Below are 15,818 nucleotides of genomic sequence, written 5' to 3'. Positions count from 1 at the left end.
CCAGACTCAGAGCAGTGACTCATGACATTATTGCAAATTTGTCAGCAATTTGTTTAACATTGTAGGAATTTTGTGGAGTAAAAGGGGCAAGAATTTTAAAAAGGTGTGCTGGAACCGTTGTGTATTGTTCAGACAGCTTTTAAACTCCACGGCTTGATGCAAGTTGTTGCCTCACCATCACTTTGCGAACACCAACATCGGCGGGAATGAAGGGCTTCGGCCTTAACCTACTGTCGTTGTTTGGGTTAGGTTCTATTTTTGCGCTCGTTTTCTACCTTAATCGAGCTGGTTCGAGGCAGTGATAGATAATAAAACATTTGAATTGTACGCTTCTGTTTTTAGTGATTAACGGTCTGGATATCAAAAGTGTTTGAAGGATTAACGTCCAATCTGAAAAATGCACTCAGCGGTCTTGCCCGCGGTGGGAAACTTACCGAAGGCAATATCAGGGATGGTTTGCGCGAAGTACGGCAGGCCTTGCTGGAAGCAGACGTTAATTATGATATTGCAACCAGTTTCATCGAACGTGTCACCGAACAGGCAGTTGGTGAAAAAGTTCTCAAGGCCGTTCGACCTGATGAACAGATTGTCGGAATTGTCCATCAGGAATTGATCAATCTGATGGGCCCGGTTGAACCCGGATTCAGTTTCAAGCCTTCCGGCATCACCGTCATTATGATGTGTGGTCTGCAGGGAAGTGGTAAAACCACAACCTGTGGTAAGCTGGCCCGACTTTTAAAAGAGCAGGGTCGAGAGCCGATGTTGGTGGCTGCCGACTTGCAACGTCCCGCGGCGATTGAGCAGTTGAAGGTGATTGCCGGTCAGGTTGATGTGCCCGTTCATGCGGAATCACCAGAAGGTACGAACGCCGTAAAGGTCTGTCAGAATGGCCTGAGTCAGGCGAAAAAACTGGGCAACGTTGATACGGTGATTCTCGATACCGCCGGTCGCCTGCACATTGACCAGGAGTTGATGCAGGAGCTGGAGCAGGTTGAACGCAAGCTACAGCCGGATCAGGTGGTCTTTGCCTGTGACGCGATGACCGGTCAAGATGCAGTGAACAGTGCCAAAGCATTTAATGAAGCTTTGGAACTGGATGGCGTGATTCTGACCAAGCTTGATGGTGACACCCGTGGTGGAGCCGCTCTGACGGTCAAAGAAGTCACCGGCGTTCCCATCAAATATATCGGTGTCGGAGAAGCATTAGATCGTCTGGAGCCGTTTCATCCAGATCGGATGGCGGGACGTATTCTGGGAATGGGCGATGTCGTCTCACTGGTTGAGAAGGCACAGCAGCAGTTTGACGAAGAAGAGGCTGCTGATCTTCAGAACCGGATGGCGCAGGGAAAATTCAGTCTGAATGACTTCCAGAAGCAGATGGCAACCATTCGAAAAATGGGGCCGATGCGGGAAATTATGAAAATGATTCCCGGTATGGGCGGTCTGCTGGATACGAATCCGGATGTTGATCCTGGTTCCGAGATGAAGCGCATTGATGCGATTATCAGTTCGATGACGCCAGCAGAACGCGAGAGTCCCGAGCTGATCGATCACAGTCGCCGTCGTCGAATTGCGATGGGAAGTGGAACAGATCCTTCGGAAATCAGTCGACTGGTGAAAGACTTCAACAACATGGCCGGTGTGATGCAGAAAATGGCCGGCATGGGCATGCGTGACAAAATGAAAGCCATGCGAGAGTTGTCTTCCGGTGGCATGATGGATCCGATGGGCGGCATGAGCAAACAAAAAGAGCGCAGCAAACGGGGTGGAGATCCCGTCAAACTGCGTGAGAAAAAGAAAAAAGAGAGAAAAGCCAAGAAGAAACAGCGTAAGAAGAACCGCTAGTCGGACTAACGGATTGGAAGCTGTTTCAGAGAGATTACAAAATTTTGTATCTTCCATAAAGAAGTAAGAGTTCGTTTCCAAAAGGAGAAATTAGTGGCAGTTCGTATTCGTATGAAAAGAATGGGTCGTAAACATCGCCCCTTCTATCGTATTTGTGTAATGGATTCACGCAAACAACGTGATGGTGAAGCAATTGAAGAAATCGGAACCTATGATACTTCTGTTGCCGACAAGTCAAAGCGTGTGACAATCAACATGGAACGTGTTGATTACTGGATGTCAGTTGGTGCGCAACCTTCTGATAATGTTGCTACGCTGATCAAAAAAGTGAAAAAGAACAAGTTCGGAACAGCGGCTGCGCCAGCGCCTCTGATTGCTCCCAAAGAGCCCGAACCGGAACCAGAACCAGAAACGGCGGAAGAATCAGCAGAAGCAACAGCTGAAGCTTCTGACGAGGGCGCTGCCACTGAAGAAACTCCCTCAGAATAAGTTTCTGAGTCGATTTGTTACAGGACCGCTCTGTGAGAGAGCAAAATGCGATTTGATATTCTGACCTTGTTTCCCGAGCTATTTGACAGCTATCTTGAGCAGGGGTTGCTCAAGCGAGCGATTCAAAATCAACTAGTTGAGATTCAGCGTTGGAATTTTCGAGACTGGGCCACAGACAAGCACGCTTCGGTAGATGACCGCCCCTATGGTGGTGGTCCGGGGATGTTGATTGGCTGTGATACGGTCTTTCAATGTGTCGAGCACGTTCAGGAACAGGTTCCTGAGCCTGGAAAATTGATTATGCTGACTCCCCAGGGGAGAACGCTGAACCAAAGCCTGGCTCAAGAGCTGTCAAAAGAACCGCAACTCACATTGCTGTGTGGAAGATACGAAGGGTTCGACGAACGAATCCGCATTGGTCTTGAACCAATGGAAATATCGGCGGGTGACTTCATTACCAACGGAGGGGAAGTGCCAGCCATGTTGATTATTGAGACTGTGATCCGGTTGATTCCCGGAGTATTAGGTGACGAAAGCAGTGCTAAATACGATTCATTTTCTGAATCAGGCCTGCTGGAATATCCTCAATACACGCGGCCTCAAAACTTTCGTGGAATGGAAGTTCCGGAAGTGTTATTAAGTGGAAATCATCAGGAGATTGCACGTTGGCGACACGAACAGAGTTTGAAACGAACTCGCGAGCGGCGTCGAGATCTTTTGACTGAGTCGGAATCAAATTCAAGTTGAACTAAAATAATGTAAACAGTGCGTTTCAGATTGCCTGATCGGGTATTCGGGAAACGTCCTCAGAGGACATTGAGTCATGCAGGATTTATTGAAAAAAGTAGAAGCATCCAGCCTTCGCGAAGAGCCACTCGAGTTTGAAATCGGGGACACCGTCGATGTACACACTCTAATTCAGGAAGGTGACAAACAACGGATCCAGATTTTCAGTGGAGTCATCATCGCCCGACGTGGAAGCGGAACACGTGAAAATTTCACGGTTCGGCGTATCGTTGCTGGTGAGGGCGTGGAACGAATTTTTCCCGTCAACTCCCCCAAAATTGCAAAGCTGGACGTGAAACGTCACGGGCGAGTTCGCCGGGCAAAACTTTACTACCTGCGTGACCGGGTTGGTAAAGCCACACGTCTGACTGAACGTCGTGCGAAAAAAGACGAAGAGTAAACAGCTGGAAACACGCCAGAAGCACTGAATTCATCTCAGTGCTTCTGGGCCAGATGTCTGGCGCTGTTTTCCTTTATCTCGGCTTCCGTTTACGAGTAAATGCCTATGGCAGGTAAATGGTTTGGTAAGTTGCTGGGTGATCAGGGGGAACGTACTGCTGTCCGGTTTCTGAAGCAACACGGGTATTCGATTCTCGCCCGACAGTATCGCACGGATCTGGGGGAGATCGATATCATCGCACTAGACGGCGAGACGATTGCTTTTATCGAAGTCAAAACTCGAAAAAACAATTCTAAAGGAGAGCCGTTCGAAGCCGTCACACAGCAGAAACAGGCTCAGTTGACCCGGCTGGCCGGCTCATTCCTGAAAAAACATCAACTGCTCCATCAACCGGCCCGGTTTGATATCATCTCAATTCTCTGGCTCTCAGAGAAATCGACTCCCAAAATTCAGCATTTTCAGAATGCCTTCGAACCCTCAGGTGAGTTTCAGTTTTTTACTTAATCCGGCTGGATTGTAAAACGCTGCTAATCCTTTTACATTAACGTTGAATTGCTTTGTCAAAACGTTAGTTACTGAAGGAATGAGATATGTCTGTTGAACAAAAAGCTGCTGAGTTAGGTCTAACATTTGAACCGATTGAGCCTGGGTATCTGAATCTCTGTATCAAGACCGGTAATCTTCTGATGACTTCAGGTCATGTGAGTGATCAAAAAGGAAAGCTGGGAGACAATGTCAGCCTGGAAGAAGGGATTGCTGCCGCCCGGGATTGTGCCATCAAAATTTTGCGATCTGTTCGGGACGAGCATGGCACGCTGAATGGTCTGAAAGTGATTAAACTACTTGGGTGCGTCAATTCGACTCCTGACTTTACAGATCAGCATCTGGTGATTAATGGCGCCTCTGATCTGTATCATGAACTGTTTGGCAAAACGGGGGATGGTTTTCATGCCCGCAGTGCACTCGGTTTCGCCGCCCTCCCGACTGGTGTTGCCGTCGAGATTGAAGCCATTTTTGAGATCATTGACGAATAATTGTTTAGCGAATTCGAGCCCAGTTCGTAGTGTCATGGAAAAGGGCCCGCAGGCCGGATAAGCCTCAGAATTTGACATTTCTGGGAATTCGCTTGACAAAGTGACGTCTAAAGTGTGTAATACTAGTCGATTGGTATCGGTTAGGTACTAGATATGGTTGAAGGGGACCTCAATTGTATTAGTAGACCTGATTTGATTTCACTCGAATCTGCGAAAAGGATTTCCAACCTGAAAAACGGGAGTTTTGCTCTCAGTCACACCCACGCTTTTTTAAAAGCACCTTCCTTAAGTTCTGTAGTCTCATTTTGCTGCAAAGCCTTGTCTTTGTGACAGCACGAGTCTTAAACAGGTATAGCCTTATAACTTGTTTAATTATTAGAGTTTAAGGGTTTTTTCTTTGGGTTTGAGATCGCTCTCAGATTTCTGGTTGCCTTTTTCCGATAATAAAAGAGGAGAAGGAACTCAATAAAGCTGAAGTAGTAATTCTCAGAGTACGGAGCACATTAGTGTTAAGCTGAGAGTTTCAACAATCTTACGACTATAGTTTGAATCAATGTTGTTAATGGATTTGCATTGTTTTCGCTGTAGGAGATTGAGGGTCAGGCTAAGATGGCTGGGTCAAATCAAACACGTGTGGTGATTTCCGGAATTGGAGTTGTTTCTCCAATTGGTATCGGCATCGATGCATTTTGGCGGAACATTTGTTCAGGGAAATCGGGAATTGATCGTCTCCAGACGTTTCCGAACGGGAATTTGCCTTCCAAGCTCGCAGCAGAAGTCAAAGACTTCCAACCAGAGATTCACCTGTATAATAAAAAATTCGTGAAGGTCATGTCGCGAGACATCCAGTTGGGTGTTTCTGCCGCTTCCGATGCTGTCCGCAATGCCGGAATCAAAGAGGGAGTCGTTGATCCGGAACGATTTGGCGTATCCTTTGGTGCTGGTCATATTCCGACAACCCCCGACGAGTTGGTAGAAGCCGTCAAACGTTGTGCGGAACATGATACTTTTGAAATCACACGCTGGGGCGAAGGCGTCATGGGGCAGATCACGCCTTTGTGGATGCTGAGGCAGCTTCCCAATATGCCCGCCTGCCATATTTCTATCGAACACAATGCGCAGGGGCCTAACAATACCATTACCAGCCAGGATTCATCGGCTTTACTGGCATTGTCAGAAGCCATGCGATGGATCAAACGTGGTGCCGTCGATTGTATGGTTGTTGGTGCCTGCACTTCCAACATCAATCCGGTTGACCTTTCACGCAAGAACCTGATTGACCTGTTGTCACGAGATGAAGATCCGAAACGCGCCTGTCGACCATTCGACCGTGATCGTGATGGTACGATTCTCGGTGAAGGGGCCGCGGCATTTGTTGTTGAAAATTATGATCATGCGGTTCGCCGTGGTGCAGAAATTTATGCAGAAGTAATTGGTCTGGGGGCAGGCTGCGATGGCCGTGCTTCTTCAGACAGTAAACATCAAAATGATACCGGTCTGATTCGTGCAATCGAATCCGCAATGCGACAGGCAAACCTGACCCCTGGTCAGCTCGGTCATATTAACGCTCATGGCAAGAGCACGAAGATTGATGATCAGGTGGAAGCCCGTGCTTATCACCGTCTGTTTGGTGATGATGCTACGAAAATCCCGATTACGGCACTTAAAAGTTACTTCGGGCACTTTGATGCTGGTTCCGGTGCTGTTGAGTTGGCGGCAAGTATTCTTTCACTCCGCCACAATGCGACTCCAGCGACGCTGAATTACGAAACTCCTGATCCATTGTGTAATCTCAATGTGGTTCATGGTGAAGCTCGTCCGCTCTCGATTCCGACTACCATGTCAGTCAGTCGAACCGCGTTTGGTCAAAGTGCCGCTGCAATTCTGCGGGCGATCTAAGTTCACTTTTCAAGCGTTGCCTTCTCCCATTTCTGTTTGCGCCTTTTTTGCGCGCTTTTGTATCTTCCCCTTGAGAACGAGAATGAAAACTATCAGAATGATAGTTCGGGAAGGCTGTTGAAAATGTCTCTCACAGTGCCGCCTTCCATCAGGGGAAATCTATTTCGCTCAACATTTTCTCAGGAGATTCCGTTATGGCGACAGACGTGCTAGATTCGGTAGCAAGCATTCCACAAATTCGACAGACTCAGCTTTTGATTAATGGGGAATGGCGTGATGCGTTGAGTGGAAAGACATTCGCAACGGTGAATCCTGCGACGGAAGAAGTGATTGCGAATGTGGCTGAGGGAGATGCCGCTGATATCGATCTGGCCGTCAAAGCAGCTCGGGCTGCTTTTGAATCGGGGCCGTGGTCCAAAATGGATGCCCGTGATCGGGGGCGGCTCATTTATCGCTTAGCCGATCTGATTGAAGAAAATATTGAAGAGCTTGCCGCTTTGGAGTCGCTCGATAATGGAAAGCCGATTCGTGACAGTCGCGCCGCCGATTTGCCGCTGGTGATTGATTGTCTGCGATATTATGCAGGCTGGTCAGACAAAATTGAGGGAACCACCATTCCGATTCGTGGCAATCATTTCTGCTACACCCGCCGTGAGCCTTTGGGAGTCGCAGGGCAGATTATTCCCTGGAACTTTCCTTTGTTGATGGTGGCCTGGAAGTGGGCACCCGCTTTGGCTGCAGGTTGTACCATCGTGATGAAACCCGCAGAGCAAACACCACTTTCCTGTTTGAGAATGGCAGAACTGGCGATGGAAGCCGGTTTTCCCCCCGGCGTGATTAATGTAATTCCAGGGTATGGCCCCACTGCTGGCGCTGCTCTGGTGAAACATCCCGATGTGGATAAGATTGCATTCACCGGCGAAGATGCGACGGCCAAGATTATCATGGCGGATGCAGCAGCAACCTTGAAACGGTTGACTTTCGAGCTGGGTGGCAAAAGTCCGAATGTGGTATTTGCTGACTGTGATCTGGATGCAGCCGTTGCGGGTGCGGAATTTGGACTGTTCTTTAATCAGGGTCAATGTTGTTGTGCCGGAAGTCGATTGTTTGTGGAAGAGTCTGTGCACGAAGAATTTGTGGCCAAGATCGTCGCCAAAGCGGCTGCCCGCAAATTAGGTGACCCGCTCAATCCAGAGACGACTCAGGGGCCTCAGGTTGATCAGGCGCAGATGGAAAAAATCTTGAGTTACATTCAGAAAGGGAATGAGGCGGGAGCGCAGTGCGTGACAGGGGGGACCCGGTTTGGAGACAAGGGTTATTTTGTAGAGCCCACTGTCTTTGACCACGTCACCGATGAGATGCCGATTGCCACGGACGAAATCTTTGGCCCTGTATTGAGTATTCTGCCCTTCAAAAATGTTGAGGAAGTGATCAGCCGGGCGAATAATACGCACTTTGGTTTAGCGGCTGCGGTCTGGACCAGTGACGTGAAAAAAGCACATTTGATGGCGGATCGAATTAAGGCAGGGACGGTTTGGGTGAATTGCTACGATGTGTTCGATGCTGCCGCACCATTTGGTGGTTTCAAGCGGAGTGGAATCGGCCGCGAGCTGGGGGCAGCAGGCCTTGCCAGTTATACGGAACTCAAAACAGTGACGATGAATCTTGATTAAGTGATTTCTCGTACATTCACACCTGTTCGAGGCCGGAACTATTCACATTGATGAGTTCGAACTCACTGTCTCATAGTGGTTTAGAATCAGTGAAATTATGGCCTCGAATGTGATGTGAGGATCGACCGCGCAATATATTTTGCTATAATCGGCCCGTATCTGAAATCAATTCACCTGGAACAGGAAGTTCGAATGGGCTCGTGGCATATCATATTTACACTGGGAATTTTTCTCGCTGCAGGTCTGCTGTCAGGCACATTGGGTGAGTTGTTCCGTTTGCCTAAGGTGACTGCCTATTTATTAATGGGCGTAATTCTGGGCCCCGCGCTCCTTGATCTGGTGCCCCACAAGCATATCGAAGAACTGGAGCCGCTGACTGATCTGGCGATGGCGCTGGTTTTATTCGGCTTGGGAAATCATTTTACCCTTTCGCGCCTGCGTCGATTGTTCCACCGTGTGCTCCCCCTGTCGCTGAGTGAAATCCTGGCTACCTTTTTTATTGTCTATGTTGGATTATTACTGGTTGGCGAATCGGGAAGTGCTGCCATCCTGCTTGGTGCGTTAGCGATTGCCACAGCGCCGGCGACCACCATTCTGGTACTGCGAGAAATGGAGTCAGAAGGGCCGATTTCCGAGTACACGGGAATTCTGGTGGCGCTGAATAATCTGGCATCCATTATTGCATTCGAAGTTATTTTTGTCGCTGTACTCTTTTTCAAAGGCGACAGCCAGGGAGGGTCTGTCTTTTCAGGTCTGGCCCATCTGAGCATGGATATCTTCGGTTCCATTTTTATCGGTGTCTTTGGTGGCTTCATGATTAGCTATGGCAGCTCCATCATCAAAGGGAGCCGTCGGATTATCATGTTCGTTGGGTTGATTTCATTGGCGCTGGGGTTATGCCGCACAATGGAACTGCCTTATATGCTGACATTTCTTGCCATGGGCTTTACCGTTGCGAATTCACTGGCAGAGGAAGAGGTGCCTAAAGTTGAAAAGGAGCTGTACCCACTGACCGGGTTTTTGTGCGTTCTCTTTTTCATCATCCATGGTGTGGAACTCAAGCCAAAACAGTTTATGGAAGCAGGCCTGATTGGTGGGGGTTATATTGCCTTCCGGTTGCTGGGTAAATATTTTGGTATTTTGGTTCCTGCAAGAATGCGCGGCGAAGAACCAGAAGTCTCCCAATGGTTGGGAACCACTTTGTTTGCACAAGCGGGGGCAGCAATTGCGCTCTCGGCGATAGCGGTGGGGAGAGATGAAGTGCTGGGAACCCATCTCCAAACCATTATTCTGGGCTCGGTGGTCTTTTTTGAAATTGTTGGGCCAATCATGATCCGTCAATCTGTGCTGCGAGCAGGTGAGGTTCCATTGATCAATGCCATTCATCATACGGCCGGAGATCCGATCAGCGAATTTCAGTCCATGGTCAGACGATTCCTGGTTTCCTTCGGTCTACTTTCCGAAATTGATCAACCCCCCGATCAGATTCTGGTCGAGCAATTGTATCGCAAGAATGTGAAGGGAATTTCACAAACGGCGACATTTAATGAAGTGATTTCTTTCATTGAGCATAGTCATGACAATACGTTTCCGGTACTGGGGCCGAATGAGGAAGTCGTAGGAGTGATCCGCTATCAGGATCTGAGTAATACTTTATTCGATCCCAAGATCGGCTCGCTTGTGAGAGCGGCAGACCTGGCGAATAATCTGGAAACGGTAGTCTACCCTGATGATTCATTAGCGCGGGTATGGGCAAAATTTCGTGAAGGCTCTTATGATTGCCTGCCTGTCGTGGCACGCGAACAACCGCATCGCATGCTGGGCATTATTCGCCGTTGGGAAATCCTCAAGTATTATATTAAAGGACATCGTTCGGCTCAGAGTAATGATTCAAAGTAAATTCTGCCTATCATAGAATTGGGTAGGACTGGAACCGGTCCGGCAATTGCCATTCATTAGAAATACTCTAAACTGAAAATATCAATAGAAAAACATGTGAGGCATCTCACGAGATTTCAGAGTTCAATAGAGGGACGTTTACTGTGAAACGAGTTGCATTAATAACGGGAATCAATGGCCAGGACGGGTATTACCTGTCTCGATTTTTAAAAAGTAAAGATTATGACGTCCATGGAATTACCTCCTGCAGTAAGCCTGGGATCGGCGAGCCTCCTGCGAATTGTTACTACTGTGATTTTGCAGAAGGTTCAAATCTCAATCAGATTCTAGGGACAGTGCAACCGGATGAAATTTATCATTTAGCCGCCCAGAGTCATGTGCGTCTGTCATTTGACATTCCCGTTTATACGGCAGAAGTGACAGGGGTGGGAACGCTGCGTTTACTGGAAGCCTTGCGATATTACGAAGAGCAAAGCCAGAAAAAGATTCGCTTCTATCAGGCTTCTTCCAGTGAAATGTTTGGCAAGGTTGTTGAGTCACCACAGAGCGAAACGACTCCCTTCCATCCGCGTAGCCCGTATGCGTGCGCGAAAGTCTTTTCGTATTGGCAGACGATCAATTACCGTGAATCGTATGGCATGTATGCCTGCAACGGAATTCTATTTAACCATGAATCACCCCGGCGCGGCGAAGCATTTGTAACCCGAAAAATTACCAAAGCAGTGGCACGGATTAAGCTGGGAATGCAGGACAAACTGTATCTGGGCAATATTGATGCTAAACGCGACTGGGGTTTCGCCGGTGATTATGTAGAAGCAATGTGGCTGATTTTGCAGCAGGATAAACCGGATGATTTTGTGATTGGTACAGGAGAGACACATTCTGTACGCGAATTTCTGGAAGCCGCCTTTGGTGCCGTCGATCTGGACTGGAAACAGTATGTTGAAATCGATCCCCAGTATTATCGTCCGGCTGAAGTCGAATTACTCTGTGCCGATCCGACCAAAGCGCGCGAGAAACTGAACTGGGAACCGAAGGTTTCATTTGAGGAATTAGCGCGGCTGATGGTCGAAGCTGACATGAAGCTGACACAGCAAGAGAAAATTCTTAACGAAGCAGCTTCCTGAGATTGAACTCTCTTTCCCTATTCCAACGCGGGTTACCTCATGTCAGTTCAAAAAGAAATCGAAGAACTTCGTAAGCAGCTTGAGCACCATAACCGGCTCTATTATCTCCAGGCCAAACCGGAAATTTCTGACCGCGAATTCGACCGGTTAATGAAACGGCTGGAAAAGCTGGAATCCGAGCATCCGGAATATGATTCTCCAGACAGTCCGACAAGAAAAGTTGGCGGTGCCCCCATTGAAGGCTTCCAGACCGTCCCGCATCGTCTGCCGATGTTGTCGATAGATAATATCTTCGAACAGGAAGGGCTCCGCGAATTTGAAGCGCGGATCTGTAAACTGCTGGAGGAAGAGCAGGTTGAGTTAACCGCGGAATATAAAATTGATGGAGTTGCAGTTTCGCTGATTTATGAGAACGGAAACCTGACGCAAGGCGTCACTCGCGGCGATGGTCAACAGGGCGATGATATTACGCATAATGTGCGGACCATTGGCGGGGTACCATTGCGACTTCAGACAGATAATCCTCCGGCATTACTGGAGATCAGAGGCGAGGCCTATATCAGTAATTCGGACTTTCAGAATCTGAATGTAGAAATGCGGGAACAGGGGAAAGAACCGTTTGCCAACCCCCGCAATACCACCGCCGGTGGCTTGAAACTGCTTGATCCCAAGTTATGTGCGAAACGAAAAATTCGTTTTTTCGCCCATGGCACCGGTGCGGTCGAAGGCGTTGATTATCAAACGCATATTCATTTTCTGGCGGCGATTCAGGAAATGGGAATTCCTGCGACGCCGAATGTAGAGGCCTTTCCCAATCTGGAAGCGACCCTCGAACATGTTCAGACGATGATGGATGACTTACACACTCTCGATTTTGAAGTTGATGGCATTGTGCTGAAAGTCAATCAGTTTGATCAGCGCGAATTGCTGGGGAATACATCGAAAAGCCCGCGTTGGGTCGTGGCTTATAAGTGGGAACGTTACGAAGCGGTCACCAAGGTTGATTCGATCGTGTTCCAGGTTGGAAAAACAGGGACAGTGACTCCCGTTGCGAATCTGGAGCCGGTTCAGATCGCCGGAACGACCGTTTCCAGAGCCAGTTTGCATAATCATGATGAAATGGAACGCTTGGGAATCCAGGTCGGTGACTGGGCTGTTGTTGAAAAAGCCGGGAAAATAATTCCGCATGTGGTTCGTGTGGAAGAGCACCTCCGCGATGGCAGCCAGGAAGAGATCAAATTTCCGAAGAAATGCCCTGAATGTAAGACGACACTGGTTAAAGACGAAGGGGGCGTTTATATTCGCTGCCCGAATCCGAATTGTCCCGCCTCAGTGCGGGAGACGTTGCGTTATTATGCTTCGCGATCGGCGATGGACATTGAGGGAATGGGAATCAAGATGATTGAGCAGTTGCTTGAGCAAGGGCTCATCAAAGGTCTGGCTGATGTGTATCGTCTTGATGAGCACTATGATCAATTGATCAATCTGGAACGACAGGGGGAGAAGTCGATTGATAATCTGCTGGCGGGGATTGAAAAATCCAAGCAGCAGCCACTCTGGCGGCTATTAACCGGTTTGAATATTCGGCATGTGGGAACCAGTAATGCGCGCATTCTGGAAAAACAGTTTGGGACGATTGAGGAAATCAGCAAACAGAGTGTTGAAGATCTCGCGGCAGTGGATGAAATCGGTCCCATTATTGCCGAGTCCGTATATAACTTTTATCACTCCGATTTCGGCATCAAACTGATCAAAGAATTGAAAGATCTGGGGTTAAATATGGGGAACCCTGTGAAAAAAACAAAACAGCCGGCGGGTATTCTCGACGGAAAAACGATTGTCGTGACAGGAACATTGTCGCAATTCACACGTGATGAAGCGAAAGAGCTGATTCAAAAGCATGGCGGGAAAGCGTCGGGAAGTGTCTCCTCGAAAACCGACTATCTTCTGGCTGGTGAAAAGGCGGGGAGTAAGTTGGCGAAAGCGGAAGAGTTGAATGTGCCTGTGCTGTCTGAGGACGAATTCTTGCAAATGTTGAATGAAACGGTTTAAACCAGGCGGGTTATCTCATCTCTGGAACTTTCTGCGTGAGATTCATCTGACGCAGTTGTTGCAGTCTGGCATGTAGATTGGATTCAGTTTGGTACTGTTGTTCCAGGTCCCAAAGGTCCATGAAGACTCTGCCTCGTTTCAGGTTCAAACAGGCTGCGAGAGTCGTTTCAATCGAAGCGAGTTGTGGTGGAGAAAACTGTTCGCGCTCTTGCAATTGTTCCAGAAGTCCATTGCCGGACCGTGTGGGGATGAGGGAACAGCATTCGACCCCCAACGAAAAAGCATATTCTGCTGATTTGATCGCCCATTCCACACCAGCCTGTTCTTCCATGAATGGTGGTTTCAACAGAATGAACGCTCTGACTGAAATGGCGTGGCTTCGAAGAAATTCGACCGCTCTGGCGAAGTCATCCAGCGTCATTTTTTTATTAAGTGATTTTAAAACTTCTTCGTGGACTGTTTCCAATCCCAAGGCGACCTCCAGCTGTCCAGCGATCATTTGCTGAAACTCGGTGCAGGTTTGATTGCAGAGTAACGGATGATTTTCTACGATGACCCGTTCAAAGTGCTGAATCAAATCAGCAATCGCCGGGAGGTCTTGCTGGGGAATGGCTTTCGGATCAAAAAAATTTCCGCTGTTATATAACTTGATCTGGTTGGCAGGGGGAAGACGATTGAGAGCATGTTCAATCTGATGCGGAATGAGACCAGGTTTGAGAGTTTCGTCCGTTGTATTTTTCCAGAGGTCACACATCAGACAATGCAAAGGGCACTCACGATTGGTGAGAAAAATGGTGGAGACTTCTCTTAAAGTTCCCGCTGCAGAATATTCTGTTTCATTGAGAAATGCATAAGGGTATTCGGGTGAAACCTGATTTTTAGCGGGTCGTGCTGCGATAATTTGCTGGTCGTTGAAAACGGGGAGTGCGGGATTCATTTTGTCGACCTCATTGCATCTGACAAAATTGCAGCTCCCTGCTGTTTCAAGAATACGTTGATGCAGAATGATTACGAAGACTGATAAAGTGAGAGCAGCGCTTGTCGGTACACGGTTTCCGAGTCTGAAAATACGGTGTTGAAGGATTGGTCAGTCAGACTCCCCTCCTGAAAGCGTCGTTTGGGATAAACGGGCATCGACAGGCCTGTGATTTGCTGGATTCCTCTGCAGACAATATCCCCTTTCAGTGCGTAAAGTTTTTTATGGTCCCAGCCAGTCAATTCAATGTAGGGAATCCCTTCGGCAACTTCAATTACATTTGGTAAAGCATAGGGACTGAATCCCTGGAAGCCGAGACTGCGAGCCGGGGCATAGGTTCTGACATGACCGCGACTTTGGCCTCCGGAATAGGTGAGGGAATGCTTGACTGCTTCCACTCCCCAACCTTCCTGGTAGAGCATCAGGTTATTCAGAACGCTGCGGATTGTTAATTCCGGATTGGCTTCAATGGGATAATCTTTCAGATTCTCATCCCCGCCATCGCCGTCGATGAGATATTTCCACTGTGGATACAGCTCTCTAATCTTCTTGCACAAAGCGTACGCCATTGTTGCGGCTTCAACATCAAGCTGTTTGTAATCTTCGAGAATTTTAATGGTCTCTTTACAGTCCAGGCTGCTTTGAGGAACTTCCAGTATCTCCAGAAACAGGCCAAGCTGCATCTGTTCCAGAAATTGCTGTGCCTGGCGACAGTCACTCCCTTCACCATCGATGGAAAGCGAGAAGGCCTTCAAACGAGACGGTGATTCGTTGCGCGTGATCAGTGCGTGATAAACCAGAAGGAAGATGGCACCACTGTCAATCCCTCCCGAAAAGAGCACGCCGATGGGCTCCATACGGGGGATTGTATCCAGCCATTTATTGATCTCCTGAGAGACTGCACCGATATACGCTTTCCCGATTTCATCCAATTGCGTCGACAGTCTGTTACGTTCGGGAGTGAAGTAGCGTGTTGTTTTCGGGTTCGGATCGGGGCAGCCAATCAATTGCAGCTCGAGGATATAATGAGCGGGAACCATTCTGGTATAGGAGGGATGAAACTGGTCGTCGAGTCCTTCGGTTTTGAGGAACTCGTAGATCTCGTCGATTCTCTCTGCGATGACCAGGCAAGGGCCTTCGGCACGTTTGGCAAGGAAAAAACGCATCGGTCTACCGATCGACCGAGCCATGCGAATTCGAGTTCCCTCTTTGTGGACAAGTGCGAACTGACCATCGATTTCTCGCACTTGTTCTGGTGAACCACTTCCGACTCGTTCGGTTGCCTCTTCGACAGTCATATTGAAGAGGATATTTGCTGCAGGGTCCAGTAAATTGACAAGACGTTCCACGTACTCTTCATGAATCATTAAATCTAATCCTAAGATTTAATCTGAGCGGCTTGGGTTAGTGTGACTGAAAATTTTATGCTGCTCAATCCAAAAAGAAAACGGATGGTGGAATAAACCTCAGCAATTTGAAGTAAATTCAAATGATCAGGGGGATCTGTTGCCATGTGAGTCTATGACAGAACCTGACATAGCCTGGATCCATTTCATTCAAGTCGTTTTCTTGAAATCAGTTGGGGTTGAGAAAGGAATTCTAGTCTGGTAACTTTTAGCATACATATAGGAGAGGACT

13 protein-coding genes are annotated in these 15,818 nt (G+C 48.2%); 11 read left to right on the top strand and 2 right to left on the bottom strand.

All coding sequences use genetic code 11. The annotated features are described in order from the left end of the window. Positions 1-366: 366 nt before the first annotated feature. The 11 genes from ffh to ligA all read left to right on the top strand — a co-directional run bounded on the left by ffh (position 367) and on the right by ligA (position 13,204). Positions 367-1,845 carry a signal recognition particle protein gene (gene ffh / locus Pan241w_RS14925; protein WP_145217242.1) on the top strand — a complete coding sequence of 493 codons (1,479 nt, stop codon included), beginning with the start codon at positions 367-369 and terminating at the stop codon, positions 1,843-1,845. A gap of 93 nt (positions 1,846-1,938) precedes the next feature. Continuing rightward, on the top strand, positions 1,939-2,334 hold the full coding sequence (gene rpsP, locus Pan241w_RS29895; protein WP_145217239.1) for a 30S ribosomal protein S16: 396 nt from the start codon (positions 1,939-1,941) through the stop codon (positions 2,332-2,334). Positions 2,335-2,379: 45 nt separating this feature from the next. Next, a complete protein-coding gene (trmD, locus tag Pan241w_RS14915; protein ID WP_145217236.1) occupies positions 2,380-3,081 on the top strand; it encodes a tRNA (guanosine(37)-N1)-methyltransferase TrmD in 702 nt (233 codons plus the stop codon). A 76-nt stretch (positions 3,082-3,157) separates the two neighbouring features. After that, positions 3,158-3,520 (top strand): 50S ribosomal protein L19, encoded by a 363-nt coding sequence (rplS, locus tag Pan241w_RS14910; protein ID WP_145217233.1) that lies wholly within the window; start codon positions 3,158-3,160, stop codon positions 3,518-3,520. 105 nt (positions 3,521-3,625) lie between these two features. After that, complete coding sequence (locus tag Pan241w_RS14905; protein ID WP_145217230.1) at positions 3,626-4,024, top strand: YraN family protein; 399 nt, start codon at positions 3,626-3,628, stop codon at positions 4,022-4,024. Positions 4,025-4,110: 86 nt separating this feature from the next. Next, entirely contained in the window at positions 4,111-4,554 is a 444-nt protein-coding gene (locus tag Pan241w_RS14900; protein WP_145217227.1) for a RidA family protein, read from the top strand. A 609-nt stretch (positions 4,555-5,163) separates the two neighbouring features. Next, complete coding sequence (locus Pan241w_RS14895) at positions 5,164-6,453, top strand: beta-ketoacyl-[acyl-carrier-protein] synthase family protein (RefSeq protein WP_145217224.1); 1,290 nt, start codon at positions 5,164-5,166, stop codon at positions 6,451-6,453. A 194-nt stretch (positions 6,454-6,647) separates the two neighbouring features. Further along, positions 6,648-8,126 carry an aldehyde dehydrogenase family protein gene (locus Pan241w_RS14890; RefSeq protein ID WP_145217220.1) on the top strand — a complete coding sequence of 493 codons (1,479 nt, stop codon included), beginning with the start codon at positions 6,648-6,650 and terminating at the stop codon, positions 8,124-8,126. 192 nt (positions 8,127-8,318) lie between these two features. Further along, the gene (locus Pan241w_RS14885; protein WP_145217217.1) at positions 8,319-10,025 is read left to right on the top strand and encodes a cation:proton antiporter domain-containing protein; all 1,707 of its coding nucleotides are present in this window, start codon (positions 8,319-8,321) and stop codon (positions 10,023-10,025) included. Positions 10,026-10,168: 143 nt separating this feature from the next. Then, the gene (gmd, locus tag Pan241w_RS14880; RefSeq protein ID WP_145217214.1) at positions 10,169-11,152 is read left to right on the top strand and encodes a GDP-mannose 4,6-dehydratase; all 984 of its coding nucleotides are present in this window, start codon (positions 10,169-10,171) and stop codon (positions 11,150-11,152) included. Positions 11,153-11,191: 39 nt separating this feature from the next. Further along, positions 11,192-13,204: an NAD-dependent DNA ligase LigA gene (gene ligA / locus Pan241w_RS14875; RefSeq protein ID WP_145217211.1), complete on the top strand. Its 2,013-nt coding sequence runs from the start codon at positions 11,192-11,194 to the stop codon at positions 13,202-13,204. Positions 13,205-13,214: 10 nt separating this feature from the next. On the opposite strand, the gene Pan241w_RS14870 is transcribed toward ligA, so the two are convergent. Together Pan241w_RS14870 and Pan241w_RS14865 are read right to left on the bottom strand one after the other, a co-directional pair. Next, the gene (locus Pan241w_RS14870) at positions 13,215-14,141 is read right to left on the bottom strand and encodes a radical SAM protein (RefSeq protein WP_145217208.1); all 927 of its coding nucleotides are present in this window, start codon (positions 14,139-14,141) and stop codon (positions 13,215-13,217) included. Positions 14,142-14,212: 71 nt separating this feature from the next. Next, a complete protein-coding gene (locus tag Pan241w_RS14865; RefSeq protein WP_145217204.1) occupies positions 14,213-15,547 on the bottom strand; it encodes an asparagine synthase-related protein in 1,335 nt (444 codons plus the stop codon). Positions 15,548-15,818: the final 271 nt, after the last annotated feature.

The organism is Gimesia alba (assembly GCF_007744675.1).
GTDB lineage: Bacteria > Planctomycetota > Planctomycetia > Planctomycetales > Planctomycetaceae > Gimesia > Gimesia alba.
This window is presented reverse-complemented; position numbering and strand designations above follow the sequence as displayed.